Annotated in this window: 26 protein-coding genes; 18 read left to right on the forward strand and 8 right to left on the reverse strand. The window is 69.9% G+C overall.

What is annotated here, in order from left to right; genetic code table 11:
- Window positions 1–144 precede the first annotated feature (144 nt).
- From ACOJSN_RS01785 to ACOJSN_RS01805, 5 genes are all read left to right on the forward strand, one after another.
- Window positions 145–597: a DUF3151 domain-containing protein gene (locus tag ACOJSN_RS01785; protein WP_420110794.1), complete on the forward strand. Its 453-nt coding sequence runs from the start codon at window positions 145–147 to the stop codon at window positions 595–597.
- Between the two features lie 176 nt (window positions 598–773).
- A complete protein-coding gene (locus ACOJSN_RS01790) occupies window positions 774–2,060 on the forward strand; it encodes an adenylosuccinate synthase (protein WP_420110795.1) in 1,287 nt (428 codons plus the stop codon).
- 41 nt (window positions 2,061–2,101) lie between these two features.
- Window positions 2,102–2,740: a LysE family translocator gene (locus tag ACOJSN_RS01795; protein WP_420110796.1), complete on the forward strand. Its 639-nt coding sequence runs from the start codon at window positions 2,102–2,104 to the stop codon at window positions 2,738–2,740.
- Between the two features lie 93 nt (window positions 2,741–2,833).
- Window positions 2,834–3,028: a hypothetical protein gene (locus tag ACOJSN_RS01800; protein WP_420110797.1), complete on the forward strand. Its 195-nt coding sequence runs from the start codon at window positions 2,834–2,836 to the stop codon at window positions 3,026–3,028.
- Window positions 3,029–3,036: 8 nt separating this feature from the next.
- Window positions 3,037–4,101: a hypothetical protein gene (locus ACOJSN_RS01805; RefSeq protein ID WP_420110798.1), complete on the forward strand. Its 1,065-nt coding sequence runs from the start codon at window positions 3,037–3,039 to the stop codon at window positions 4,099–4,101.
- On the opposite strand, the gene ACOJSN_RS01810 is transcribed toward ACOJSN_RS01805, so the two are convergent.
- Window positions 4,098–4,754: a DsbA family oxidoreductase gene (locus tag ACOJSN_RS01810; protein ID WP_420110799.1), complete on the reverse strand. Its 657-nt coding sequence runs from the start codon at window positions 4,752–4,754 to the stop codon at window positions 4,098–4,100. The two genes, ACOJSN_RS01805 and ACOJSN_RS01810, sit on opposite strands and share 4 nt — an antisense overlap.
- 73 nt (window positions 4,755–4,827) lie before the next feature.
- On the opposite strand from ACOJSN_RS01810, the gene ACOJSN_RS01815 reads away from it, so the two are divergent.
- From ACOJSN_RS01815 to purD, 3 genes are all read left to right on the forward strand, one after another.
- Window positions 4,828–5,253, forward strand: a complete 426-nt coding sequence (locus tag ACOJSN_RS01815) for a PPOX class F420-dependent oxidoreductase (RefSeq protein WP_420110800.1) — start codon at window positions 4,828–4,830, stop codon at window positions 5,251–5,253.
- A 114-nt stretch (window positions 5,254–5,367) separates the two neighbouring features.
- Window positions 5,368–7,095 (forward strand): BCCT family transporter, encoded by a 1,728-nt coding sequence (locus tag ACOJSN_RS01820; protein WP_420110801.1) that lies wholly within the window; start codon window positions 5,368–5,370, stop codon window positions 7,093–7,095.
- A 44-nt stretch (window positions 7,096–7,139) separates the two neighbouring features.
- On the forward strand, window positions 7,140–8,393 hold the full coding sequence (gene purD, locus ACOJSN_RS01825) for a phosphoribosylamine--glycine ligase (RefSeq protein ID WP_420110802.1): 1,254 nt from the start codon (window positions 7,140–7,142) through the stop codon (window positions 8,391–8,393).
- Window positions 8,394–8,443: 50 nt separating this feature from the next.
- Here purD and ACOJSN_RS01830 read toward each other — a convergent pair whose 3' ends face one another.
- Together ACOJSN_RS01830 and ACOJSN_RS01835 are read right to left on the reverse strand one after the other, a co-directional pair.
- A complete protein-coding gene (locus ACOJSN_RS01830) occupies window positions 8,444–9,385 on the reverse strand; it encodes a GNAT family N-acetyltransferase (protein WP_420110803.1) in 942 nt (313 codons plus the stop codon).
- Between the two features lie 45 nt (window positions 9,386–9,430).
- Window positions 9,431–10,384: a helix-turn-helix domain-containing protein gene (locus tag ACOJSN_RS01835; RefSeq protein WP_420110804.1), complete on the reverse strand. Its 954-nt coding sequence runs from the start codon at window positions 10,382–10,384 to the stop codon at window positions 9,431–9,433.
- Window positions 10,385–10,470: 86 nt separating this feature from the next.
- Here ACOJSN_RS01835 and ACOJSN_RS01840 point away from each other — a divergent pair, with 86 nt between their 5' ends.
- Window positions 10,471–10,695 (forward strand): hypothetical protein, encoded by a 225-nt coding sequence (locus ACOJSN_RS01840; RefSeq protein WP_420110805.1) that lies wholly within the window; start codon window positions 10,471–10,473, stop codon window positions 10,693–10,695.
- Window positions 10,696–10,806: 111 nt separating this feature from the next.
- On the opposite strand, the gene ACOJSN_RS01845 is transcribed toward ACOJSN_RS01840, so the two are convergent.
- The 5 genes from ACOJSN_RS01845 to ACOJSN_RS01865 all read right to left on the reverse strand — a co-directional run bounded on the left by ACOJSN_RS01845 (window position 10,807) and on the right by ACOJSN_RS01865 (window position 16,907).
- Complete coding sequence (locus ACOJSN_RS01845; RefSeq protein WP_420110818.1) at window positions 10,807–11,655, reverse strand: carbohydrate ABC transporter permease; 849 nt, start codon at window positions 11,653–11,655, stop codon at window positions 10,807–10,809.
- A 56-nt stretch (window positions 11,656–11,711) separates the two neighbouring features.
- Window positions 11,712–12,827, reverse strand: coding sequence for a carbohydrate ABC transporter permease (locus ACOJSN_RS01850; protein WP_420110806.1), 1,116 nt, complete (start codon window positions 12,825–12,827; stop codon window positions 11,712–11,714).
- Window positions 12,824–14,200 (reverse strand): ABC transporter substrate-binding protein, encoded by a 1,377-nt coding sequence (locus ACOJSN_RS01855; RefSeq protein WP_420110807.1) that lies wholly within the window; start codon window positions 14,198–14,200, stop codon window positions 12,824–12,826. Before ACOJSN_RS01855 ends, ACOJSN_RS01850 begins: the two co-directional genes overlap by 4 nt.
- A gap of 147 nt (window positions 14,201–14,347) precedes the next feature.
- Entirely contained in the window at window positions 14,348–15,784 is a 1,437-nt protein-coding gene (locus ACOJSN_RS01860) for an AAA family ATPase (protein WP_420110808.1), read from the reverse strand.
- A gap of 25 nt (window positions 15,785–15,809) precedes the next feature.
- Window positions 15,810–16,907: a TNT domain-containing protein gene (locus tag ACOJSN_RS01865; protein ID WP_420110809.1), complete on the reverse strand. Its 1,098-nt coding sequence runs from the start codon at window positions 16,905–16,907 to the stop codon at window positions 15,810–15,812.
- Between the two features lie 155 nt (window positions 16,908–17,062).
- Here ACOJSN_RS01865 and ACOJSN_RS01870 point away from each other — a divergent pair, with 155 nt between their 5' ends.
- The 9 genes from ACOJSN_RS01870 to ACOJSN_RS01910 form a co-directional block, all read left to right on the forward strand.
- A complete protein-coding gene (locus ACOJSN_RS01870; protein ID WP_420110810.1) occupies window positions 17,063–17,935 on the forward strand; it encodes a phosphoribosylaminoimidazolesuccinocarboxamide synthase in 873 nt (290 codons plus the stop codon).
- A gap of 10 nt (window positions 17,936–17,945) precedes the next feature.
- Window positions 17,946–19,001, forward strand: coding sequence for a LacI family DNA-binding transcriptional regulator (locus ACOJSN_RS01875; protein WP_420110811.1), 1,056 nt, complete (start codon window positions 17,946–17,948; stop codon window positions 18,999–19,001).
- Between the two features lie 69 nt (window positions 19,002–19,070).
- Window positions 19,071–19,328, forward strand: a complete 258-nt coding sequence (purS, locus tag ACOJSN_RS01880; RefSeq protein WP_420110812.1) for a phosphoribosylformylglycinamidine synthase subunit PurS — start codon at window positions 19,071–19,073, stop codon at window positions 19,326–19,328.
- A 61-nt stretch (window positions 19,329–19,389) separates the two neighbouring features.
- Complete coding sequence (gene purQ, locus ACOJSN_RS01885; protein ID WP_420110813.1) at window positions 19,390–20,070, forward strand: phosphoribosylformylglycinamidine synthase subunit PurQ; 681 nt, start codon at window positions 19,390–19,392, stop codon at window positions 20,068–20,070.
- Window positions 20,071–20,108: 38 nt separating this feature from the next.
- On the forward strand, window positions 20,109–20,528 hold the full coding sequence (gene rnhA / locus ACOJSN_RS01890) for a ribonuclease HI (RefSeq protein WP_420110819.1): 420 nt from the start codon (window positions 20,109–20,111) through the stop codon (window positions 20,526–20,528).
- 129 nt (window positions 20,529–20,657) lie between these two features.
- Window positions 20,658–21,707, forward strand: coding sequence for a LacI family DNA-binding transcriptional regulator (locus ACOJSN_RS01895; RefSeq protein WP_420110814.1), 1,050 nt, complete (start codon window positions 20,658–20,660; stop codon window positions 21,705–21,707).
- Window positions 21,708–21,793: 86 nt separating this feature from the next.
- Window positions 21,794–22,549, forward strand: a complete 756-nt coding sequence (locus tag ACOJSN_RS01900) for an enoyl-CoA hydratase/isomerase family protein (RefSeq protein WP_420110815.1) — start codon at window positions 21,794–21,796, stop codon at window positions 22,547–22,549.
- Between the two features lie 5 nt (window positions 22,550–22,554).
- The gene (locus ACOJSN_RS01905; protein WP_420110816.1) at window positions 22,555–23,304 is read left to right on the forward strand and encodes an SDR family NAD(P)-dependent oxidoreductase; all 750 of its coding nucleotides are present in this window, start codon (window positions 22,555–22,557) and stop codon (window positions 23,302–23,304) included.
- Window positions 23,301–24,835 (forward strand): acyl CoA:acetate/3-ketoacid CoA transferase (locus ACOJSN_RS01910; protein ID WP_420110817.1); only part of this gene is annotated, 1,535 nt, incomplete at its 3' end. The genes ACOJSN_RS01905 and ACOJSN_RS01910, both read left to right, overlap by 4 nt.

Raw genomic sequence — 24,835 nt, forward strand, 5'->3', positions numbered from 1 at the left:
ACAAGGGCTGAGCGGGTCTGATTGCCCGACGGCGTCTCGCACCTGGTGCGGGACGCCGTCGGTGTCTGGTGGGGCGCGGCTCGCGAGAGCGGCTGGTGCTCCAGTGAACGGGCCGCGGCGGCTGGGCGGGGCAGACTGGGAGGCGTGACGAACCTGCTCGGGCCTGAGCCCACCCTGTTGCCGGACGACCACCCCGATGTCGCTGCCCGCGATGCGCTGGAGGGCGGGGCAACGCTGCGCGAGGTGGCAGCGCGGTTCCCGGCCGCCTCCTACGCCTGGGGGCGGCTCGCGCTCGAGTCGCTCGAGGGCGAGGATCCGGTGGCGGCGTACGCGTTCGCCCGTACCGGCTACCACCGCGGCCTCGACGCGCTCCGCAAGGCCGGCTGGCGCGGCGCCGGACCGGTCCCCGCCACCCACGTGCCGAACCAAGGCTTCCTCATCAGCCTGCTCGCTCTTGCCGCCGCGGCCGAGGCGATCGGCGAGACCGAGGAGGCCGTGCGGTGCCGCACCTTCGCGCACGACTGCGACCCCGCTGCCGACGACGTGCTCAGCGGTGAGAGCGAGACCCTCAAGCTCGCTCCGCCCTCGAAAGACTGAACCTGCCCGGGCTAGGCGGTCAACGAACTCGTACGCATCGGGCTGGCCAGCGCTGATCGGCAACGGACTCCGTCCCTGCGCTGGGTTCGCCCTGGCGACTGAGCGCCGTGCGGGCCGCGGCGCGGGGAATCGATAGGCTGTCCTCCCGGGACAGCAGCCGATGAAAGAGGCAGGACATGCCGGCAGTAGTGGTGCTCGGGGCGCAGTGGGGCGACGAGGGCAAGGGGAAGGCGACCGACCAGCTCGGTTCGCGCGTGGATTACGTCGTCAAGTTCAACGGCGGCAACAACGCGGGCCACACGGTGGTGGTCGGTGACGAGAAGTATGCGCTGCACCTGCTGCCCTCCGGCATCCTGTCGCCGGGCTGCACGCCGATCATCGGCAACGGTGTGGTCGTGGACCTCGAGGTGCTGTTCGAGGAGCTCGACGGCCTCAACGCTCGTGGCGTGGACACCTCCAAGCTGCTGATCTCCAGCTCGGCGCACGTGATCCCTTCCTACAACCGCACGCTCGACAAGGTCACGGAGCGGTTCCTCGGCAAGCGCCAGATCGGCACCACCGGCCGCGGCATCGGGCCCACGTACGCGGACAAGATGAACCGCGTGGGCATCCGGATCTCCGACCTCTTCGACGAGGAGGTGCTCCACGACAAGGTCGAGGGCGCGCTCACGCAGAAGAACCAGATCCTCACGAAGATCTACAACCGGCGCAGCGCGGACATCGACGAGGTCGTCGCCGAGCTGCGCTCGTTCGCCGACCGAGTCGCACCGATGGTCGCCGACACCGGGCTGGTGCTCAATCGGGCCCTCGACGACGGCAAGACCGTGGTCTTCGAAGCCGGCCAGGCGACCATGCTCGACGTCGATCACGGCACCTACCCGTTCGTCACCTCCTCGTCCGCGACCGCGGGCGGCGTGGCCACCGGTTCCGGGATCGGCCCGACCCGCATCGACCGCGTGGTCGGGGTCATCAAGGCCTACACCACTCGGGTGGGCGAGGGCCCGTTCCCCACCGAGCTGCTCGACGACGTCGGTGAGCAGCTCCGTAAGACCGGCGGCGAGTACGGGGTCACCACCGGGCGGCCGCGCCGGTGCGGCTGGTACGACGCCGTGGTCGCTCGCTACGCCGGCCGCGTCAACGGGCTCACCGACCTGGTGCTCACCAAGCTCGACGTGCTCACCGGGTTCGAGAAGGTCCCGGTGTGCGTGGCGTACGACGTCGACGGCACGCGCCACGACGAGATGCCGATCGATCAGACCGCGTTCGCCAAGGCCACCCCGATCTACGAACAGCTCGACGGCTGGTGGGAGGACATCTCCGAGGCCCGCACCTGGGAGGACCTGCCGGTCAACGCCCGCCGCTACGTGGAGGCGCTCGAGGAGATGAGCGGCACCCGGATCTCGTCAGTGGGTGTGGGGCCCGACCGTGAGGCCACCGTGGTGCGGCACGACCTGCTCGGCTGAAGCACTCGCGGTCGCGCGCGTGCCAGGCGTAGCCTGACCGGATGCCAGCCCCCGACCGCATGCTCGCGTTCTTCCTCGCGGCCACGGTCATCATCCTGATCCCCGGCCCGAGCGTGCTGTTCGTGATCGGGCGCGCACTCTCCCACGGCCGCACCGCCGCGCTCGCGAGCGTGCTGGGAAACGCCGTGGCGTGCGCAGTTGTGCTCGTGCTGGTGGTGCTGGGGCTCGGCACGATCGTGCAGTCCTCGCAGGTCGCATTCACGGTGCTCAAGATCGTGGGTGCCGCGTATCTGGTCTGGCTCGGTGTGCAGGCGCTGCGGAACCGGGACGGACTCTCCCCCGACGTGGTCACCGGACAGGAGCAGGCGCTGCTGACCGGGTGGCAGGCAGGGCGGCAGGGCCTGCTGGTGGGCTTGAGCAACCCGAAGGTCTACCTGATGTTCGCCGCCCTGCTGCCGCAGTTCGTGGCACCCGCGGCCGCGCCGGTGCAGGTGCAGATGCTCGTCCTCGGAGCCGTGATGGTGATCATCGGCCTGGTCTCCGACAGTGTCTGGGTGGTCGCGGCATCGCGCTTGCGCGAGGTGCTCACCCGCACGCCACGGCGCCGCCGCGCCGTCACGGGGACCGGCGGTGTCCTGATGATCGGCCTCGGCGGCTGGCTCGCGGTCAGTCGCGCCTGAAACGCGCGGCGGGGGACACGCCGCCCACGGTGCGCGGCTACGCGCGCGCCGGCGGCTAGCGTGGAGTCGACCCCGATTGTCTGGAGCCACGTCATGTCCACTGGAGTCGTCGCCCTGCTGCTGGGCATCGGCATGGTGCTCGCGCTGCGCTCGAAGCTGACCGGCCTGGGGGTCTTCCTCGGCGTGGTGTTCGGGTTCGTGCTGGCGCTGACCCCGTTGGGCGGTCCCGTGCGGGAGGCGCTCGACGCCCTCGGCGGAGTCATCACGGAGCTGTTCACCGAGAGCTAGGCGTTGCCGTGACCCACCGTGTTGCCGCGGTCCGGAACCGGCTGCTGGTGGCCGCTGGCGCGGTGCTGCTCGCCTGGCTGTTCGGGTGGAGCTCGGACCTCGGGCTGGTGATGCTGGTCATCGCGGTCGTGGCTGGGGTGCTCGCGATCATGCGTGGCGCGTTCGGCGGGCTTCCGGTGCTGGTGCACTGGGTGTTCCGCTACCGCACCCTCGACATCGGATTGCGCCAGCTCGGCGACATCATCGGCGAGCACCAGGACGACATGCGCCGTGCCGGTCTCGTGGTCTCGCAGGGCATGCGTCGGCCGAGCCTCGTGATGTCGATGGCTCGACGGCGCAGGTACCAGCCGCGCCCAGCACCTGACCTCGTTCCTCGGTTGCGTCACCGACCTGACGACGGCGGCATCGTCCTCTCGCTGGAGGCCGTGCGTGCGGGGATGTCGCAAGAAGAGATCGTGCGCGCGCTGCCGCGCCTGAAGTCGGCGTGGGGTGTCGACGTGGTGGAGGCCACCGCGCGCCCCGGCGGGCGCGTGGTGGACTTCCGGATCCCGCTGACCGAGGACGCCGTCCGCGAGGCCGCCGACCGCGACGATCTCGAGCCCGCTTCCCCGCGGGTGCGCCCGCGCGAGGAGACCGAGCGCCGGGTGGAGCCCGAGCGCGACCGCCCCGAGCCGGCACGCGCGGCACCGGGCCCGGACCGCCCGCCGGACGCGCCGCCGGTCACCGTGGTCGGTGGCCGCGAGCCGCGAACCGAGACGATCAGCCGGTCTCGCCCGCCGCGGATCCAGCCGCAGCTCGAGCCCGACGAGCGCGGCCGCTACGAGCTGACCATGCTCCCGGAGGACGCGGCACGCACCTTCGCGCCTCGCCCGCCGGAAGAGCGCAACCCTTCGACCGACGAGATCCCCGTGATCGAGGCGCCCACCAGCCTTCCGACGCGGGCCACCTCCCACCGCTCCACGCCGCGGCGTCCCGAGGTCAACGGTGGTGGCGAGCGCTCCAACCCCACCGACCTCGACGAACGTCAGATGCGCCTCGGTGGCCTGCACTGGCGCACGGGCAGAGAACGCTAGGCGGCGGGCTCACGCTCGGACCAGGCGCGCTCCAGCGTCTGCAGGAACACCTCGGTGGGCTGCGCCCCGGAGATCCCGTACCGGTCGTCGACCACCACGAACGGCACGCCGGTCGCGCCGTACGCGCGGGCCTGGGCGACGTCGTCGGACACCTCGTTCTCGAGTTCCTCGCTTGCGAGGAGGGTCTCGATCCGTGCCCGATCGAGCCCGACGGCGGAGCCCAGTTCGGTCAGCACACTCGGGTCGGCGATGTCTCGCCCCTCGACGAAGTACGCCGCGAACAGCCGCTCCTTCAGGTCGCCCTGGGCGCGGACGCCGCCCTCGGCGCGCGCGAGGTGGAGCAGCCGGTGGGCGTCGTGACTGTTGCGGTGCAGGGTGCGCGACTGGTCGAGCGCAAGGCCCACACCAGCGGCCACCTGACCGACCTGGTCGATCATCTGCAGCCCGGCCTCCGTGCCGCCGCCGTATCGCTGACCGAGCATCTCGACCACGGTCTCGGTGCCCTCGCGGGGCGCGTTCGGATCGAGCTCGAAGGAGCGGAACGTGACCTCGACCTCCTCGGCGTGGTCGAACTGCTCGAGGGCCTGCTCCAGACGCCGCTTGCCGATGTAGCACCACGGGCACACCACGTCGGCCCAGAAATCGATCTTCATGACCCGACCAACACCAGCAGGCGAGGCCATGTTCCCCGGGAATGCTCCGCCGTCGGGCGGGGTTCGGCAGAACATGACCACCACGGAAGGCACCCTGCTCGACATCGTCGCCGGCTCCAACCTCGGCGCCCTCGCCACGCTCAAGCGGGACGGGAGGCCGCAGCTGTCCGACGTGACGTACGTGCTCGATCGCGAGGCGCGTACGATCCGGATCTCGATCACCGACAGCCGCGCCAAGACCAAGAACATCCGGCGCGACCCGCGCGTGAGCCTGCATGTGCGTCCGCAGGGGTGGGGGTACGCGGTGGTCGAGGGCACAGGTCGACTCAGTGAGGTCACCAGGCGCACGGACGACGACGCCGCCGAGGCGCTCGTGAGCCTCTACCGCGACGCACGCGGCGAGGACCACCCGGACTGGGACGAGTACCGCGAGGCGATGGTCGAGCAGGGGCGGCTGGTGCTCACGATCGACGTCGAACGCGTCTACGGGGCGGCGTAGCCGGCGGGCCGCTAGGGCATGTCTCCTCAATCCGGGGTTTGGAGACATGCCCTAGGTTGGTGGGGCACGCCGGGCGGCGCGAGATCGTTCGGTCACCGACCACGGAGGTAGCCGATGACCATCGAGGTGCAGCGAGAAGCACCGGAGCCGGAGGACGAGGCGGTGCTCGAGGAGGAGCACAGCGCGCGACAACGGGGCCCCTGGTACACCTCGATCCACCCCGGTGTGTTCTGGCCGGCGCTGGCGGTGATCCTGTCGTTCGTCGTGGTGGTGATCTTCGGCGGGCCAGCCGTGCACGGCGTCATCGAGGCCTTGCCGGGCGCCATCGTGAGCGGGTTCGGCTGGTACTACATCCTGCTGGTCACCGGATTCGTGGTCTTCGCCGTCTGGATGGGCGTGAGCCACTACGGCGACATCGTGCTCGGAAGCGAGGGCGAGAAAGCCGAGTTCTCGATCGGCTCCTGGCTCGCGATGCTGTTCGCCGCCGGGATGGGCATCGGGCTGGTGTTCTGGGGAGTGGCCGAGCCGCTGCACCACTTCGCCGGCATCCCGAACCGGTCCTCGGGCGTCGCGGCAGCCGACGTCGCCGGCGCCGAGGACGCGCTGGTGCTCACGTTCCTGCACTGGGGGCTGCACCCGTGGGCGATCTACGTGGTGGTGGGGCTCGCGATCGCGTACGCGATCCACGTGCGGCGCCGGCCGGTCTCGATCCGGTGGTCCCTCGAGGCGGTGCTCGGCAAGCGCACCGACGGCTGGTTGGGCAACGCCATCGACGTCGTCGCGATCGTCGGCACCCTGTTCGGTGTGGCCACGTCGCTCGGGCTCGGCGTCGCCCAGATCGCCGGTGGCCTCGAATATCTCGAGATCATCTCGAGCCCCACCAACATGCTGATGATCGTGCTCATCGGTGCCATCACCGCGCTCGCGCTGTTCTCGGTGGTCTCCGGTGTGAAGCGCGGGATGAAGTATCTCTCGAACATCAACATGGGGATGGCGATCGGACTGTTGCTGTTCGTCATGATCGCCGGGCCCACGATGTTCCTGCTGCGCGAGTACGTCGAGGGATTCGGTGGCTACCTCTCGGAGTTCATCCGGATGAGCTTCGACACCTCGGCGTTCGCCGGGGACCAGGGCGTGGAGTGGCAGGGGTGGTGGACGGCGTTCTACTGGGGCTGGTGGATCTCGTGGGCACCCTTCGTGGGCATCTTCATCGCCCGGATCTCGCGGGGACGCACGGTGCGGGAGTTCGTGGTCGGCGTCCTTGCCGTTCCCACCCTCTTCTCATTCCTGTGGTTCACGGTTCTCGGCGGATCGGCTCTGCACCGCGAGCTGTTCGCCGACCCGGACGAGGTGGACAGCTTCATCGAACAGGGACCGGACGGAGCGGTCGTCAATGAGAACACCTCGCTGTTCCAGCTACTGAAAGAGCTGCCCGGCGGCACCGTGATCTCGGTGGCCGCGATCGTCCTGATCGTGCTCTTCTTCGTGACCTCCTCCGACTCGGGGTCACTGGTCATCGACATGCTCGCGTCCGGCGGTGACCCGGAACCCCCGACCTGGAGCCGTGTGTTGTGGGGCGTTCTCGAAGGGGTGGTGGCCATCGCCCTGGTGGTTGCGGGTGGACTCGCGGCGCTGCGCGGTGTCGCGATCGCCGTGGCGTTGCCGTTCAGCGTGATCATGGTGTTCATGTGCGTGTCGCTGATACGGCAGTTCCGCGGCGAGCGTGCGTCGATGCTGCGTGCGCAGCGCAAGCTCAGGCGCGACCGGATCGTGGAAGAGGTCTCGCAGACGATCGCGGAGGACGGGCTGCTGGATCGCACCGGCCCGCCGCCGCGGTCATAGCGGCTGCCCGGTCGAGGGGCGTGAACTCGGTAGGGTCAGGGCCCGTGAAGATCCTCCTCATCGGTTCCGGCGCGCGCGAGCACGCCCTGGCCCGCGCACTCGCGCTCGACCCGGCGAGCTCCGCCGTGACCGTCGCACCTGGCAACCCCGGCACGGCACGGCTGGAGAAGACCGAGAACACCCCGGTCGACGCCGACGACCCTGCCGCCGTCGCCGCGCTCGCGCAGCGGATCGAGGCCGACCTCGTGGTCGTCGGGCCGGAGGCACCGCTCGTGGCCGGGGTGGCCGACGCGGTGCGTGCGGCCGGTATCCCGGTGTTCGGGCCCGACGGCAGCGCGGCGAGACTCGAGGGGTCCAAGGCGTTCGCCAAGGAGATCATGGCGGCTGCCGCGGTGCCGACCGCGATGGCGCACGTCTGCACCACGCTCGCCGAGGTCGAGGCCGCGCTGGATGCGTTCGGTGCCCCGTACGTGGTCAAGGACGATGGACTGGCCGCCGGCAAGGGCGTGGTCGTCACCGAGGACCGGCAGGCCGCGCTCGCCCACGCCAAGGGGTGCCTCGACCACGCCGAGGTGGTGATCGAGGAGTACCTCGACGGTCCCGAGATCTCCCTGTTCTGCCTGGCCGACGGCGAACGGGTGGTCCCGCTCGCAGCGGCCCAGGACTTCAAGCGGCTCCGCGACGGCGACGCCGGTCCCAACACGGGTGGGATGGGCGCCTACTCGCCACTGGACTGGGCGCCCGACGGGCTCGTCGACGACGTCGTCGAGCGCGTCGCACTGCCCACGGTGCGCGAGCTTGCGCGCCGTGGCACCCCGTTCGTGGGGCTGCTGTACTGCGGGCTGGCACTGACCTCGCGCGGGCTGCGAGTCGTGGAGTTCAACGCCCGTTTCGGCGACCCGGAGACGCAGGTGGTGCTCGCTCGGCTGCAGTCCTCGCTCGCGACGGCGCTGCACGCCGCCGCGACCGGAGATCTGGCCGACCTGCCGCCGCTGCGCTGGTCCGACGACGCCGCCGTGACCGTGGTGATCTCCGCCAACGGCTACCCCGAGCTACCCCGCAAGGGAGACGCCATCACGGGGATCGAGGACGCCGAGTCCCTCGAGGGCGTGCACGTGCTGCACGCCGGCACGTCGATCGACGACGCCGGCGCCCTGGTCTCCGCCGGCGGCCGCGTGCTGTCGGTGACCGCGACCGGTGCGGACATCGAGGCGGCGCGCATTGCCGCTTACGCGGGTATCGAGAAGATCGACCTCCCCGGCTCCCACCACCGCACCGTCATCGCCGCCGGCCGCTGAGCCGACTTCACTGCCGATTTGTCGCCCACCCGATTTCACTGCTGATTCGGTCAGCGGGTACGGCGCTTGGTGAAGGTGGCCTGGGTGCGAATCGGGGTGAAGCCGACCGAGGCGTAGAGGTTGCCCGCCCCGGTCGGGTTGGCGGAGTCGACGCCGAGCTCCACCACGTCGTACGTCCCGCTCGCGGCGGCGTCAGCGACCGTGGCCAGCAGCACCTGCCGAGCCAAACCCTGGCCACGCGCAGCCTGGACCGTCCCGACCAGGCTGATGTACAGCTCCCTGGCCACCCACTCACCGCACAGCACGTACGCGAGGACCGCTCCGTCGTCGTCCATCAGCACGCGGGACTCGGCGGCTCGGAACGATCGGGCGCCGATCGTGTCGGCCCATCGTTCAGGGGTCTGCGGGGTGGAGCCCCAATGGGTGGCGAACGCGTCGTTGTGGGCGAGCCGGAGCGGCTCGGACAACTCGGGCGTGAAGGGTCGGATCCGGGGATCGTCGACGGCGGAGGTCGCCTCGCCCGGGAGGTCTCGCTTCATGTCGGTGAAGTAGCGGGCGGGTGCGTAGCCGCGGTCGGTGAGCAGTGGCCAGGCGTCGCTGCCCTCCTTGCCGCCGGAGGCGCGCAGCAGGATCGGTGCCCCGGGATGGCGTTCGGTCGCGAGCTCGACCGCGCGCGGCTCCATCCGCGCCAGCAGCTCGGTACCGATGCCGCGGCCGCGCCACTCGGGGTGGACGCCGCCGGTGAGATCGGCGCGAGCATCGCCCTCGGCGGTCAGCTGGAGCGAGACCCGGAGCTGGCCGAAGGCGACCATCTGCTCGCCGTCCCAGGCCGCCCACGAATCCCGCTCGGCGTCGAAGCCGTGCTCGACCAGCTCCTCGGCGAGGTCCTCGGCGTCGTAGAACTCGTCGGTGTCGTCGACCGTGGCCAGCAGATTGGTCAGCTCGGTCCACTGCGGGACCGACTCGGGCGTGAGGGTGCTCCAGGTCAGCATCGGCCCAGTCTCGCCCGAAGGTGACAACGAGGGCGAGCTGTTTGCTCAGGTGGTCGAGAAGGCGCGGCGGTAGCGCTGCGGCGACGTGCCGACGATCGTCTGGAAGTGCGAGCGCAGCAGGGCGGCCGAGGAGAACCCCACGTCGGCCGCCACCTGCTCGACCGAGGCGTCGGAACGCTCCAGCAGCTCCCGCGCCCGGAGTACCCGTTGCTGCAGCAGCCAGCGGTGCGGGGTGGTGCCGGTCTCGGCGCTGAAGCGGCGCGCGAACGTGCGCTCCGACATCACGGCTCGCTGGGCGAGCGAGGTGACCGAGTGCGGCTCATGCAGGTTGTCGAGGACGTGCAGCAGCACCGGCTGCAGACTGTCAGCGGTGCACTCGGGCACGGGGGTACGGACGTACTGCCGCTGGCCGCCGTCGCGCTGTGGCGGAACCACCATGCGGCGGGCGATCGCGTTGGCCACGCCGGCACCGAGCTCGCGCCGCACGAGGTGCAGGCACGCGTCGATGCCCGCGCTCGTCCCGGCCCCGGTGATGAGCGAGCCGTTGTCGACGTACAGCACGTCGATCGTCACGTCGACCTCCGGGTACCGCCGTGCGAGGAGGTCGAGGTAGCGCCAGTGCGTGGTGGCGCGCTTGCCGTCGAGCAATCCGGTGGCCGCGAGCGTGAACGCGCCGGAGCAGATCGTCAGCACCGTGGCGCCTCGCGCGTGGGCCTCGCGGATCACCTCGAGCAGCTCACCCGGGTACTCCTCCAGGATCTCGGAGGCTGGCAGCACCACGAGGTCGGCGTCGAGGACGTCGGACCAGCGGTGGGTGGGCACGATGGCCCCGCCGGTGTTGAGCGCGACCGGCTCCCCGGGCGCGGGTCCGGCGGTGATGAACTCGAACGCCGGCACGCCGTCGTCGGTGCGATCGAGACCGAACACCTCGGCGGCCACGGCGTACTCGAAGACCGACATCGGCTCCAGCAGCAGGGCTGCCACGCGGCGCAGGGGCATCGCGTCAGGATAGTTGGCAGGAATCATGCGCGCAATGTCCTGTCTGCCACTCGTGGCAGAAATGATGCGGGCGCATGATGGCTGACATGGACATCGTGATCGCCACCGCCGTCATCGCCCTTCTCATCCTGCTGCTGCACCGGGACGATCGTCGCCACCACACCGCCGAGCGCTATTGGAGCGCCGGCGCCGGGGTGGACCACGACGTCGAGCGCGTCCGGGCCGACCTCCTCGCCGGCGCGGACGCGCTCAGCCGACGCCCCCTGCGCCGCTCCGAGCCGCGCGCGTCCGACTGGGAGCCGCGCGCCTGACCCCCGATCTCGCCGCGCGCCCACCCTCCAAGCCCCGATTTCACTGACGAAACGTCACGCCTGCGAGTGTCGTTTCGGCCGTGAAATCGGGTTGGGGGTTGGGGTGGGAGGTCAGCCCTTCACGGCGCCTGAGGTCAGGCCGCGGACGAAGAAGCGTTGCAGGAAGATGAACACCAGGATGGGCAGCGCCATCGAGATGAACGCACCTGCGGTGAGCAGCTCAGCACCTTGGCCCTGGGTGCCCAGCAGCTGTTGCAGCTGCACGATCACCGTCGAGTTCGCGGGCAGCAGGAACAGCTTCGCGATCAGTAGGTCGTTCCAGACCCACAGGAACTGCAGGGTCGCGAACGCGGCGATCGCCGGCATCGACATCGGGGCGACCAGCCGCCAGAACGTCTGATAGTGGCTGGCGCCATCGATCTTGGCGGACTCGACGACCGAGTACGGCAGCGTCGACATGTAGTTGCGCAGCGTGTACAGGCACAGCGGCATGCCGAACCCGGTGTGCAGCAACCAGATGGCCACGAACTGGCCCGAGATGCCGATCCCGTAGGGGCCGAGCAGGTAGAGCATCGGCTGGAGTGCCACCTGGATCGGGACCACCATCACGCCGACGATGATGACGAACAGGACCTCCTTGCCGGGGAAGCTCATGAACGTGAAGGCGTAGGCAGCGAATGCTGCGAACATGATCGGCAGGATCGTCGCAGGCACCGACACCACCAGGGTGTTGAGGAATCCCATGCCCATGTTCGAGCCGGAGAGCACGCCGGAGTAGTTGTCCAGCGTCCAGCCCTGCTCGAACGGGTTGAACAGTGCGGTCCACCAGCCGGTGGAGGCCACGGCGTCTCGGCTGCGGAACGAGCTCACGAGGAGCCCGAGGGTCGGGATCGACCACAGGATCGCGAGGATCACCATCACGATGATGGAGGTCCAGCTGCGGGGCCGACCATCCCTCATGTAGGAGGGCTGCCGCTTCGACTTCTTGGCGACGCGCGGCGCGTCGGAGACGACGGTCACTGGCCCTGCTCCTTCCGGTAGTGGCGCACTTGGTAGATGAGGATCGGCGTCACCAGGATCAGCAGGATCACCACGATCGCGGAGGCGCGGCCGGCGCGGCCCTGAGTGAACAGCTCCTGGAAGAACATCAAGGCGATCACGTTCGTGCCGTAATTGCCGTTCGTGAGCACGTAGATGATGTCGAAGACCTTCAGCACGAGGATCACGACCGTGATGAAGACCGTGATGATCGTGCCTTTGATCTGCGGGATGATCACCTGGAAGAACACCTGCGGCTCGCTCGCGCCGTCGAGGCGTGCTGCCTCCAGGGTCTCGTCCGGTACGCCTTTGATCGCGCCGGAGAGCAGCACCATCGCGAACCCGGATTGCATCCAGATGAGGATCACCATCATCAGCAGCGAGTTGAGCCGCCCGGTGTCCTCCTGGATCCAGTCGACCGTGGTCCCGAGGATCGCGTTGAGCAGCCCGACCCGGGGGTTGGCGTTGTAGATCAGCACGCCCCAGATCGTCGAGGCGCCCACGAACGAGACCGCCATCGGCAGGAAGATCAGGCTCTTGGAGGCCTTCTCGCCCCGCGCCGACAGCCGATCCGGGAACAGGGCCACCGCGATGCCGACGGCCACGGTGACCGCCGGCACGATCAGCAGCCACAACGCGTTGTTGCTCAGCGCCAGCCAGAAGTTCTGGTCCTGGAAGATCGAGACGTAGTTGTCGAAGCCGACGTATCTCGTGCTGTCGTTGTTCGCGAAGCTGTAGTTGATCGTCTGCACCGTCGGGTAGATGAGCATCAACCCGATCAAGGCGAACGCCGGCAGCACGAACGCGTACGGGATCAGGCCCTGCGACGCGCGTTGCGGCAACGACTCGATGACCACGTTCACGAAGTAGAACAGCAGCGCTGAGCCGCCCAGCCCCGCGATCATGCCCACGACCGCCATCAGCACCCGGTTGTAGAGGTACCACTCCGGGTGATAGGCGAGCGAGAGGAACACGTTCGCCGCCAGCCACGCGACCACGCACACCCCGACGATCCCCACGAGCATCCGCAGCGGTCGGGCAGGCGATCCGCCCCGTCTCACCTCGGGAGCCGGGGCCTCGGCGAGAGCGGTCATGACTCGTCCTCCTCCCCGGAGGCCGGCCAGCCGTTCTCGATGTCCGTGGTCACCTGTTCGGCAGTCTTGTCGCCGCGCAACCACTCGACCATGCCGGTCCAGAAGCTGCCACCGCCGACGGCGTTGGGCATGAGGTCCGAGCCGTCGTAGCGGAATACGTCGGCGTTGGCGACGATCTCTGCGGTCTTCCGCGTGGCCTCGTCCGGGTACAGGCTCGTGTCGAAGGTCGTGTGGGGTGAGAGCCATCCTCCGGCCGAGGCCCACTCGCCGCCGAACGCGTCGGACGTGAGGAACTCCATCACCGCGATGGCTTCCTCGTCGTTGCCGTTCATCAGTGCGGCAAGGTCACCGCCGCCGAGGATCGGCTGACCGCTGTACTCGGAATCGGCCGCCGGGGGGAACACGAACAGACCCACCTGGTTGTCGAGATCCGCCTGGACGTCCTCCGGTAGGAACCCGGTGACGAAGTTGCCCTGACGCTCCAGCAGGCACTGCGGCGGGTCCTCGAAGGCCGGGAGCATCGCGTCGCTGAAGGCCGTGGACAGCACCGCCGAGTTGCCGCCGAGCACGTTGCCGTCGATGTCGAGGATCTCGGCGTAGGCGTCGAACGCGGCCACGACTCGCTCGTCGTTGAAGGGGATCTCGTGCGCGGTCCATTGGTCGTACACGTCCGGCCCCCACAGGCGCAGCATGTACTCCTCGATCCAGTCGGTGCCGACCCAGCCGGTGGCCTGGTCGGAGCCCCAGCCCATGCACCACGGGGCGATGCCGTCGTCGCGGATCTCGGTAGCGACGTCGGCCAGTTCGTCGAGATTCGCGGGTTCCGTGTTGTAGCCGCCCGCGGTGTACGCCTCGAGCGGGTACCAGACGATCGACTTCACCGCCATCCGCATCGGGGCGCCGTAGACGCGCCCGTTCATCCTGGCTGAGTCGAGGAAGCCCGGCACGAGCGTGCGGTCCAGTGCCTCGTAGTCGAGGTAGGTGTCGATCGGCTGGATGTAGCCCTGCTCGGCCAGCCCGAGCAGCCCGCCGGGCTGCGGGAAGATCGCGATGTCGGGCTGTTGTCCCGAGTTGGTGCGGAGCTGGATCGTGTTGGTGAAGTCCTGATCCGAGCTGTACTGGACGTCGATACCGGACTCGGCTTCAAACGCGGCCAGGGAGGCCTCGAAACCGGCCTGCTCCTGGCCGCCAAAGGCGCCGAGGATGGTGACCACGCCGTCGCCGTCACGCTCGGCGTTGTCGGCCACGCTGTCGCCCCCGCCGCCGGCGCCGCCCCCTCCTTGGTTCGGGTTCTGCAGGCACCCGGTCAGGAGTAGCGCCCCTGCGGTCGCGGTGACCGCGAGCGCCAGCAGTCGCTTCTTCGCTCCTCGCATTCCGACTCCTTCGTCGTTGTCCCGAAATAGGGAAGGAGCCGCAGTTGGGCCCCGCTTGGCAACCTACAACCCTCCGCACCGCGGCGGGCGGGTTCCGGGAGCGTTACGGAACTGCAACCTGAGTGATGGTTGACGGCGGGACTCGCCTCAGGCGTACCCGCCGCCAGTCGTGGGCCACTCGCCGCCACCGAGGAGGGCGCGCGTGATCGTGGAGGAGTCGGTCATCATCTCCGCGAGCGCGGCGCGGAGGTGGTCATCGTCGAGATCGGCTTCCTCGACGGCCGCGAGCAGCACAGCGCGCCGCACCAGCTCCTTGGCGAACGAGGCGGTGGTGCCGTCGGAGTCGCGGGCGACCTCGTCGAGCACATCAGCGGAGAACGGCAGGTCGCGCCCGTAGAGCGACAGCAGCAGCCGGCGTGCAGCCCGGTCGGGGCGCGGGATCTCCACGGCCAGGTCCACCCGACCCGGCCGTTGCGCGAGCGCGGGCTCCAGCACGTCGACCCGGTTGGTGGTGAGCAGGAACGTGACGTCGGAGTCGGCGGCGAGGCCGTCGAGCGCGTCGAGCACCTCGAACAGCAGCGGCGAGGAACCGAACTGGTCGCGCTGCTCGGCCACGAGGTCGCAGTCCTCGAGCACCACGATCGCGGGCTGCAGCGCACGCGCCGTCTGCGTGGCCAGCGAGATCAGCTGCAGCGCCATCCCGGTCAGCATGATCACGGTGGTGTTCTCGGACATCCCGAGCAGGTGGCGCACCGTGAGGGTCTTCCCGGTTCCAGGCGGGCCATAGAGCAGCACGCCGCGCTTGAGGTGCTGCCCGGCCCGTGCGAGCGCCTCGCGGTGCGCGCCGATGCCGAGCACGTGTCGTTCCACCTTGGTCAGCGTGCCGGCGGGCAGCACGATGTCCTCCGCCGGGATCGCCGGCCTCGGCTGGAACGTCACCTGCCCCTGACTCGGGATGCCGAGCGTGGCCTCGAACTCGGATCCGCCGAACGTGACGATCTGCCCGCGCAGCACGCTGTGCACGTTCATCAGCTCGCGGATCCGGCCGAGCAGGGCCGCGGCGACACCATCCTGCGCCGCGAGCACCTCGAGCCGCGGGGTCGCCCCGTACTGGGCCCGACTACCCCGGGTGAGGACCGCGACCGGGTGAGCTCCGCCGTCGTCGTTCCATCGGAACAGATAGAGCCCGAACGCGACCGCGGAGCGCTCGGTGTCCGGCCCCGTGGCGACCTTCTCGTAGTCGACGGGCCCGACCGGGACGTCGATGTAGCTGGCGTTGAGCATCTCCGACAGGCTGGTGTGCCAACGCTGCTCGCCACCGCCCACGCCGATCAGGTCGCCACCGCCGGCCTCCTCCAGCACGTGCTCGAGCGCGAGGTCCACGTCGGCGAAACGGAACGGGCTGACCTCCTCGGTGAGCACCGGGAGGACTGTCGGGTCGCTACCGAGGTGCTCGGCGAGCCGGTCGGCGAGGCGCTGCTTGTCGCCGAGGCGGTCGCGATTGGCGAACTGGTTCGCCGAATCCGCGAGCTTGCCGAAGGTGGTGAGGAAGCGGGTGAGGTCGGCGTCGTCGGATGTGGTCACAGGGTGATCCAACACGAGAGGTCCGTCATCGGTCGACCTGCACCACCGCGAGCGCCTGCTCGCGCACCAGGTCGCGCATCGCACGGCCACCCTCCACGTGGAACCGGATGCCGCCGCCCGGTTGCCCGAACCACGGCGGCACGATCTCGGCCTGCACCTCGACAGCGCGCAGCGCGACGAACGAGACGATCTGCGCGCCTGGGGCGTTCGCGCCCGGCGGCAGCGAGCGCTGCTCCCACGGCGTGCCCCAGCCGAAGAAGTAGAGACCGTCGACGCCGCCGAACCGGTCGTACGGGACCCCCACGGCCAGGTTCGTGATCAGGCCCCCGAGGCCGACGTTGAGCAGTCGGCCGTGCAGGTCCTGGTACGCGCGTTGTGCACCCTGGGCGCGAGCGGCGAGCTCGGCCTGCGGCACGCGGATCGGCTGTGGCATCGGCGCCATCAGGTACTGCCACAGGCCCAGGCATGCCTCCCGTTCGCTGCGGTACTCCCCGAGCAGGTGGTGCTGCCCGTAGTCGGTCACGCGCAGTGCGAAGTGCGCGGGGGAGTACCGCACCACTTCGAGGTGCCCCTCGAAAGCGTGAGCCGGGTTGTCGCCGGGGAGAACGACGGCGGCCCTCGCCACCCCGGCCCCGTCCAGTGCCGTACGGAGCTCGGCGGCTGCCTCGCCCTCGACGGCGTCCGGGGCCAGCCAGGTGGGGATGTGCGCCCGATCTCGGGGGTGCCGTCGCAGGTCGACGAGCCAGCGGTGCTCGTCGGGTACGCGTGGCTCCTGCGGCTCGTCGAGCATCGAGGTGGTGGGGGAGTTCCAGGCGGGCCGCTGGTGGTAGTTGGGCTGGAACGAGGTGTCCTCGTCGGCTGCCACGCGCACGCGCGCGGAGAGCCATGCGCCGATCCCGGGCGCGGTCATCTGGGTGCGGAGGGCGGCGAACGCGGCCACGGCGGCATCGGGCAGGCCGATGCGTTGCGGACCGGTATCCGTGATCAGGTACGCGCGGCCGCTGTGCTGCGTCCCGGCCTGCGACCACTCCGCCTCGACGGGTGCTCCCTGGCCGACCTCGAGCAGCGCCTGCCGGAGGGCAGCGAGCAGCTCCCCGTCCGGCTCCGGCCCGCCCACCTGCATGGCACGCAGGCTATCCGCTGAGGGCGAGGGTGACCCGTTGTGGGCGTGGGTGCACGGCTCGCCGTCGGCGCCCACTCTCGCACTCGGCGGCACGTGGCCGGTCACAGCGGCAGGCTGGTGCGCGCAGGGCTGCCGGTGCTGGAAGGATGCGGGGTATGGCTGCTGCTGAGCTCCCCGGATGGACCCACGTCTACTCCGGCAAGGTGCGTGACTTGTACGAGCCGGAGAGCGGCGGCGAGCAGGTGCTCGTGGTCGCGAGCGACCGGATCAGCGCCTACGACCACGTGATCAGCACGCCGATCCCGGACAAGGGCGCGGTGCTCACCGCGCTGAGCCTGTGGTGGTTCGAGACCCTCGATGTGACCCACCACGTGATCTCGACCGAGGTGCCCGCCGCCGTGGCCGGCCGGGCGATGATCTGCCGGCGCCTGGACATGTACCCGATCGAGTGCGTGGCGCGCGGCTACCTGACCGGCTCCGGCCTGGTCGAGTACAACGAGAACGGTGCGGTGTGCGGCGTGCCACTGCCCGAGGGGCTCGTGGACGGGTCGAAGCTGCCGCGGCCGATCTTCACCCCCGCCCGCAAGGCGGACCTCGGCGAGCACGACGAGAACGTCACCTTCGAGAAGGCAGCGGCCGATGTCGGTGAGGACACTGCCACGCGACTGCGTGACCTCACGCTCGAGCTGTACACGCGCGCTGCCGAGATCGCCTCCGAACGCGGCGTGATCCTCGCCGACACCAAGTTCGAGTTCGGTCGCGTTCCCGGCACCGACGAGATCGTGCTCGGCGACGAGGTGCTGACACCGGACTCCTCCCGGTACTGGCCGGCCGAGTCCTGGGAGCCGGGGCACGCCCAGCCGAGTTTCGACAAGCAGTACGTGCGGGACTGGCTGACCTCTCCGGCGTCGGGTTGGGACCGCAGCAGCGACACGCCGCCACCCCCGCTGCCCGAGGACGTGGTCGAGCGCACCCGCGCCCGCTACGTCGAGGCCTACGAGCGCATCACCGGCCGCCGGTTCGGCTGAGGAGCCACCGATGGCGGGCGCGGAGCAGGGCGGCCGAAGCCGGAACGTGACGATGCACGATGTCGCACGGACCGCCGGTGTCTCCACCATGACCGTCTCCAACGTCATCAACGGCCGGTCGGCACGGGTCAGCGACGCCACCCGCGATCGCGTGCTGGGCGTGATCGCCGACCTCGGCTACCGCGTCAACACGACGGCCCGCTCGCTGCGCCGTGGCCGCACCGGGGTGATCGGGCTCGCGGTGCCGGACCTCGCCGCGGAGTACTACGGGCAGCTCGCGGACCGGCTCGCGCGCCGGCTGCGCTCGCACGGGTTGCGACTTGCTGTCGAGGGCACCCATGGCCACCTGGACGCCGAGCTCGACACCCTGGCCACCGCCCACATGGACACCTATGACGCCGTGGTGCTCTCGGTCGCGGCCGGTGACGTGGACGACCTCGACCGTCTGCAGCCGGACAAGCCGGTGGTGCTCGTTGGCGAGCGGGCGTTCGCGAGCCGCTACCCCCACGTGCACATGGACAACGTGGGCGGCGCCCGGCTGGCCACGGCGCACCTGCTGGCAGGCGGCTCGCGGCGGATCGTGGCCCTCGGCGGGCGTGACGGCGATCAGGAGTCGGTGGGTGAGCTGCGCGTGAAGGGGTATCGCGAGGCGCACGAGGCCCACGGCGTCAGCGTGGATCCCGAGCTCGTGGTGCATTGCTACCTCGACGCCGCGAGCGCGCACGAGGCCGTGACCCGGCTGATTCGCGGCGGTGTCGAGATCGACGGTGTGTTCGCGCTGGCCGACTCGGCTGCGGTCGGGGCGTTGCGCGCCGTCGCGGATGCGGGGCTCGCGGTTCCCGAGGATGTCGCCGTGGTGGGCTTCGACAACCTGCCGAGCGGGCGGTTCACGGTGCCTTCGATGTCCACGATCGAACCCGGGAACGACGAGATGGCCGACGCCGTCTGCGCGATGCTGCTCGCTCAGCTCGCGGGGGACGAGGTCGGCGGCCCACGTCTCGTCATGCCCGAGCCCTCCCTCGTGCTCCGCGAGAGCACGAGGCCGCTGGGTCACGCGGTGGACTGAGATGCTTGACGTGCTCGCGCGCCGATAGGCTGCGGGCTGGTCGGAGAACGCGAGTCGAGGAGTGCGTCCGTGGCACGAGTGATCGTCGAGGTCATGCCCAAGCCGGAGATCCTGGATCCCCAGGGCAAAGCGGTGGCGGGTGCGCTGCCGCGCCTGGGATTCACGGCGTTCACCTCGGTGCGGCAGGGGCGCCGCTTCGAGCTGGAGGTCGAGGGCGAGGTCACCGAGGAGATCCTCGAGCAGGCCCGCACAGCCGCCGCCGAGGTACTGAGCAACCCGGTCATCGAAGAGGTCGTCTCGGTGCACGTGCTGGAGGAGTCGGCGTGATCACGCCACAGAGTTCTTCTCCTCCGCTGCGCTCCTCCGAACAACTCTGCGGGGACCCCGAATGACCGCCCGGGTCGGGGTGGTCACCTTCCCCGGGTCGCTCGACGACCGGGACGCCGCGCGCGCCGTCCGGCTCGCAGGCGCGGAACCGGTGCGGCTGTGGCACGCCGACGAGGACCTCGCCGGTGTCGACGCCGTGGTGCTTCCCGGCGGGTTCTCCTACGGCGACTACCTGCGTGCCGGGGCGATCTCCCGCTTCGCACCGGTGATGAGCACGGTCGTGGACGCCGCGAACGGCGGGCTGCCGGTGCTCGGCATCTGCAACGGCTTCCAGATCCTCTGTGAGTCGCACCTGCTGGCCGGAGCGATGATCAAGAACGACCACCTTCACTTCGTGTGCACGGACCAGAAGTTGCGGGTCGAGAACGCCGACACCGCCTGGACCCACCAGTTCGGTGCCGGCGAGGACATCGTCATCCCGCTGAAGAACCAGGACGGCCAGTTCATCGCCGACGAGCGCACCCTCGACGAGCTCGAGGGCGAGGGGCGGGTCGTGTTCCGGTACTCAGGCGGCAACCCCAACGGGTCGCGCCGCGACATCGCAGGCATCACCAACGCCCGCGGCAACGTGGTGGGGCTGATGCCGCACCCCGAGCACGCGATCGAGTCGGGGTTCGGTCCGAGCCTCGACGGGCTGCGATTCTTCACCTCCGCCATCACCGCCACCCTCGCCACCGCGTGAGTCAGGACTCTGCCAGCACGCCGCCCGATCAGGTCCAGATGTGGACCGACGGCGCCTGCAAGGGCAACCCCGGCGTCGGGGGGTGGGGAGTGCTCATGCGCTCCGGCGAGCACACCCAGGAGCTGTTCGGCGGCGAGGCGGCCACCACGAACAACCGCATGGAGCTGACCGCCGTCATCGAGGGTCTCCGTGCGCTGAAGCGGCCCTGCCCGGTGCAGCTGCACGTCGACTCCTCGTACGTGATGAACGGCATGCAGAAGTGGATCCACGGCTGGAAGCGCAACGGCTGGCGCACCGCCGACAAGAAACCGGTCAAGAACGCCGACCTGTGGCGCGAGCTCGAGGCACAGGTGGAGCGCCACGACGTCACGTGGATCTGGGTGAAGGGCCACGCCGGCGACCCCGGCAACGAACGCGCCGACGAGCTCGCGAATCTGGGCGTGGACAGCGTCCGCTAAACCACCCCACCCTGTCCTACCCCTGCCGAACAGGGACCGCGCTTTCGCCGAGCTTGGGTGACAGTCTCTGCGCGTTCGGCGCCACTGCGACGAGTTGACGTGATGGCGATCCGTTGGTTAAGTTGCCCCATGTCTAACCGTTTTCCTACGGAGCGTAGGGCGACGATTCGGGACGTTGCAGCCAAAGCCGGCGTATCGATCGCAACCGTCTCGAAGTACTTCAACAAGGGCGACTACTACATTGCGGATGCGACGAAGCAGCGGATCGCGGAGGCGATCCTGCAGCTCGACTACGAGCCGAGCGCGACAGCTCGTGGGCTCGTCAGTCGCCGCAGCCGTGCCATCGGCGTCGTCATCGCCAGCTTCGACAACCCGTTCTACGCGCAGCTCATCGCTGGGGTGGACGACGTGATCGGCGCGACCGACTTCACGATGGTCGTCGCCAGCACGGCGGATGATCCGAAGGCGCAGGCCGAGGTGGTCCAATCGATGCGCCAGCGCCAGGTCGAAGGCATGCTTCTGGCCTCCCTCACGAGCGAGAGCCCCGAGGTCGCCAAGGCGTTGCGCTCGGGCATCGACGTCGTGCTCGCGAGCCGCGTCTCGGCCGATCTCAACGTCGACGCCTTCGTGGGCGACAACGTCGGTGGCGCGATGGAGGTCGTCCGGCACCTGGCCGGTCACGGCCATCGGCGGATCGCGCACGTGGCGGGACCGCAGAACGTCACGAGCTTCTCGATGCGTGCCGAGGGCTTTCGCCGCGGCTGCGACGAGGCAGGCCTCGACGCCACGACGGCGACCATCTCCCTCGTCTCCGAGGCCAGCGTGGACGCGGGCGAGGCCGCGGCGGGCGCTCTGCTCGACTCCGCGGAGCCGCCCACGGCGATCTTCGCCGCCAACGACCGCGTGGCGCTCGGGGTGCTGCGCGCCGCCGAGCGTCGAGGGCTCGGCGTGCCCGGCGACCTGGCGGTGGTGGGGTTCGACAACATCTGGGTGGCGGACATGCCCGGCGTGCACCTGTCCAGCGTCGACGCCGACACGCGGGACACCGGGCGCCAAGCGGCCCGGCGACTGCTGGAGCGCATCGAGCGGCGATGGGCCGATGGCGGCGCTGATGTGCTCGAGGCGGAGCAACACACCCTGCCGGCGCGCTTCATCGCGCGCCACACCTGCGGCTGCTGAGATCGTGAGGCGCAGATGCAGGAGCGGCGTTCTGCCGCAGTCGGAAAACGTTTAGGTATCGGACGGGGACTGGAAGGAGTAGCACGGTGACGAATCTGATCCGATCGTTCGCAGACGGCGAGGTCGGGCACGTCGTGCTCGATCGACCACAGAAGCGCAATGCGATGACCACGGAGATGCTTCTCGAGGTGCGTGACCGCGCGCACGAACTCGCACAGCAGGTGCGTGTGATCTGCGTGCGAGGGTCGCAAGGTGTCTTCAGCGCCGGCGCCGACATCGCCGAGTGGTTCGACGTCAGCGCCGACACGGCCGAGAGCCGGTCCGCCCGCGGGCGGACCGCGCTGACCGAGCTGAGCGCGCTGCCGGTCCCGACGATCGCCGTCGTCGAGGGTCTGGCGCTGGGCGGCGGCCTCGAGCTCGCGCTCGCGTGCGATCTGCGGATCGCGGCGGTCGACGCGAAGCTCGGTCTGCCCGAGCTGACGCTCGGCAACCTCCCCGGCTGGGGCGGGATGGCGCGACTGCGCGACGTGACGAGTCTCGCCGTCGTGCGACGCATGGTGCTGACAGCGGAGATCGTCGACGGCGATGAGGCCGCGCGCCGCGGCATCGTCCACGAGGCGCACCCGCCGGCCGAGGTCGACGCGGCCGTCGAACGTGGGGTCGCGGCTGTGCTGACCACGGACGCCGCGAGCGCGCGGCACGCAAAGATGGTGATGGTCGGGCTCGTCTCCGACAGCCCGACCGAGCCGGCGATCGCCGGGCTCAGCGCCGTGTCGCAGGCCTCGCACGCACGCAAGCAGGCGTTCCTCGACGGGCGCCGCGCCAAGGCGGCGACGAGGTGAGCGCGATGACCGGCCTCGATGGCGCCGTCGTGATGGTGACCGGTGCGCTCGGTGGGCTGGGTTCGGCGATCGTGGACGGTTTCGCCGACGCGGGGGCCACCGTTGTGGTGCACCACGTCCGGCAGGGTGCCGACGCCGCCGAGCGGGTCGCGGCGCTGCAACGCGCGGGAGTGACCGCGGTCGCCGCAGAATTCGACCTCACCGACGAGCGCGAGACCGAGCGCGCATTCGAGGATGTCATGAAGCAGACCGGCCGCCTGGACGTGCTGGTGAACAATGCCGGCTACCTCTCGAGCTCGCCGTTCGCCGAGACCTCGCTCCCCGAGTGGCAGCGCACGATCGACATCGACCTCACCGGAACGTTCATCGCCTCCCGCGCGGCGGTGCGCGTGATGCAGCGGCAGGGCTCAGGTGCGATTGTCAACGTGGCCAGCCAACTCGCGTACCGCGGCGCGCGCGACCACGCTGCCTATAGCGCGGCGAAGGGTGGAGTCGTCGGCCTGACGCACGCGATGGCTCGTGAGCTCGGCCCCGAGATCCGGGTGAACGCCGTCGCCCCTGGCCCGATCGAGACTGCCTTGATCGCCGATATCGCCACCGACGAATACCGCGAAGTTCGTAGCCGCGACCTGGTGGCGCAGCGCTTCGGGACGGCCAACGAGGTCGCGCCCGCCGTGGTGTTCCTGGCGTCCACGGGGGCCTCGTACATCCATGGCCAGGTCGTCCACGTCAACGGCGGCGGGGTGATGTCATGATCGCCGTCACGACGCCGGCCACCTCGGCCGCTCAGCCCCGCTCGGCTGCGTCTGTCGTGCTGTCGGCGGACGAGGCGGTCGCCCTGATCCAGGACGGACAGACACTCGCGATCGGTGGCTCCGGCGGCGGCCTGCTCGAGCCGGGGGCGCTGCTGGAGGCGCTCGGGCGCGCGTACCAGGAGAACGGACATCCACGTGACCTGACGCTCCTGCACGCGACAGGCATCGGTGACCGGCAGGGCTCAGGGCTCGGTCACCTCGCGCATCGCGGGCTCGCGCGCCGCGTCGTGGCCGGCAACTGGGGCAATGCCCCCGGGATGGGTGAGCTCGCGCTCGCGAACGAGCTCGAGGCGTACAACTTTCCGCAGGGCGTGATGAGCCAGATGTTCCGCGAGGTCGCCGCGGGGCGTCCGGGTGTGATCACCCACGTGGGCATCGGCACCTTCTGCGACCCGCGCCTGGAGGGCGGCAAGCTCAACGACGCCGCCGTCGAGGATCTGGTCAGCGTGATCGAGATCGACGGCAGGGAGTGGCTGCACTACCGCCCGATCCCGCCGGACGTGTCGTTCATCCGTGGCACGGCGGCCGACGAGGACGGCAACATCTCGTTCGAGCACGAGGCCGCCAAGCTCGAGATGCTCGCGATGGCGCAGGCGACCCGCAACAACGGCGGGATCGTCATCGCCCAGGTGAAGCGCCAGGTCGCACGCGGCGCCATCGACGCCAAGCATGTGCTTGTGCCGGGCATCTGCGTCGACGTGGTCGTCGTCGTGCCCGAGCAGCGCCAGCTGGACTCGGTCGAGTACGACCCCGCCCTGAGCGGTGAGACGCGTGTGCTGCCCTCGGCAATCCCGCCGATGCCGTTCGATCAGCGCAAGGTCGTCGCCCGCCGGGCGCTCCGCGAGGTCGCCACGGGTGACGTCGTCAACCTCGGGGTGGGCATCGCTGACGGTGTGGCCTCCGTCGCCGCCGAGCAGGGCTGGATCCAGCGGTTCACCTGCACGATCGAGCAGGGCATCATCGGCGGCATCCCTGCGCGAGGGATCGACTTCGGTGTCGCGACGAACCCGCAGGCGATGGTCGACCAGCCGTCGCAGTTCGACTTCTACGACGGCGGCGGCATCGACATAGCGTTCCTCGGGTTCGCGCAGGTCGACCGCCACGGCAACGTCAACGTCTCGAAGTTCAGTGGCCGGGTCGTCGGCACCGGCGGGTTCGTCAACATCTCGCAGAACGCCGGCACAGTCGTGTTCTGCGGGACCTTCACCGCAGGCGGCCTCGCGGCTCGCCCGGTCGACGGACGGCTCGACATCGAGCAGGAGGGACGGTTCCGCAAGTTCGTCCGCGACGTCGAGCAGGTGACCTACTCGGGCATCGAGGGCGCGCGTCGCGGGCAGCGCGTCCTGTACGTCACCGAACGTGCCGTGTTCACACTGCGCCCCACCGGCCTCGTCCTCATCGAGGTCGCGCCCGGTATCGACCTCCAGCGAGACGTCCTGGACCAGCTCGACTGGGACGTCCAGGTCGATCC

Source organism: Pseudactinotalea sp. (assembly GCF_048594945.1).
Taxonomy (GTDB): domain Bacteria; phylum Actinomycetota; class Actinomycetes; order Actinomycetales; family Beutenbergiaceae; genus Pseudactinotalea.

Excerpts from the sequence above, each read along its gene's own strand:
- ACOJSN_RS01790 (WP_420110795.1), top strand. The coding sequence starts at position 774 with ATGCCGGCAGTAGTGGTGCTCGGGGCGCAGTGGGGCGACGAGGGCAAG.
- ACOJSN_RS01795 (WP_420110796.1), top strand. The coding sequence starts at position 2,102 with ATGCCAGCCCCCGACCGCATGCTCGCGTTCTTCCTCGCGGCCACGGTC.
- ACOJSN_RS01800 (WP_420110797.1), top strand. The coding sequence starts at position 2,834 with ATGTCCACTGGAGTCGTCGCCCTGCTGCTGGGCATCGGCATGGTGCTC.
- ACOJSN_RS01810 (WP_420110799.1), bottom strand. The coding sequence starts at position 4,754 with ATGAAGATCGATTTCTGGGCCGACGTGGTGTGCCCGTGGTGCTACATC.
- ACOJSN_RS01815 (WP_420110800.1), top strand. The coding sequence starts at position 4,828 with ATGACCACCACGGAAGGCACCCTGCTCGACATCGTCGCCGGCTCCAAC.
- ACOJSN_RS01820 (WP_420110801.1), top strand. The coding sequence starts at position 5,368 with ATGACCATCGAGGTGCAGCGAGAAGCACCGGAGCCGGAGGACGAGGCG.
- ACOJSN_RS01830 (WP_420110803.1), bottom strand. The coding sequence starts at position 9,385 with ATGCTGACCTGGAGCACCCTCACGCCCGAGTCGGTCCCGCAGTGGACC.
- ACOJSN_RS01835 (WP_420110804.1), bottom strand. The coding sequence starts at position 10,384 with ATGCCCCTGCGCCGCGTGGCAGCCCTGCTGCTGGAGCCGATGTCGGTC.
- ACOJSN_RS01840 (WP_420110805.1), top strand. The coding sequence starts at position 10,471 with ATGGACATCGTGATCGCCACCGCCGTCATCGCCCTTCTCATCCTGCTG.
- ACOJSN_RS01845 (WP_420110818.1), bottom strand. The coding sequence starts at position 11,655 with ATGAGGGATGGTCGGCCCCGCAGCTGGACCTCCATCATCGTGATGGTG.
- ACOJSN_RS01850 (WP_420110806.1), bottom strand. The coding sequence starts at position 12,827 with ATGACCGCTCTCGCCGAGGCCCCGGCTCCCGAGGTGAGACGGGGCGGA.
- ACOJSN_RS01855 (WP_420110807.1), bottom strand. The coding sequence starts at position 14,200 with ATGCGAGGAGCGAAGAAGCGACTGCTGGCGCTCGCGGTCACCGCGACC.
- ACOJSN_RS01865 (WP_420110809.1), bottom strand. The coding sequence starts at position 16,907 with ATGCAGGTGGGCGGGCCGGAGCCGGACGGGGAGCTGCTCGCTGCCCTC.
- ACOJSN_RS01870 (WP_420110810.1), top strand. The coding sequence starts at position 17,063 with ATGGCTGCTGCTGAGCTCCCCGGATGGACCCACGTCTACTCCGGCAAG.
- ACOJSN_RS01875 (WP_420110811.1), top strand. The coding sequence starts at position 17,946 with ATGGCGGGCGCGGAGCAGGGCGGCCGAAGCCGGAACGTGACGATGCAC.
- purQ (WP_420110813.1), top strand. The coding sequence starts at position 19,390 with ATGACCGCCCGGGTCGGGGTGGTCACCTTCCCCGGGTCGCTCGACGAC.
- rnhA (WP_420110819.1), top strand. The coding sequence starts at position 20,109 with ATGTGGACCGACGGCGCCTGCAAGGGCAACCCCGGCGTCGGGGGGTGG.
- ACOJSN_RS01895 (WP_420110814.1), top strand. The coding sequence starts at position 20,658 with ATGTCTAACCGTTTTCCTACGGAGCGTAGGGCGACGATTCGGGACGTT.
- ACOJSN_RS01905 (WP_420110816.1), top strand. The coding sequence starts at position 22,555 with ATGACCGGCCTCGATGGCGCCGTCGTGATGGTGACCGGTGCGCTCGGT.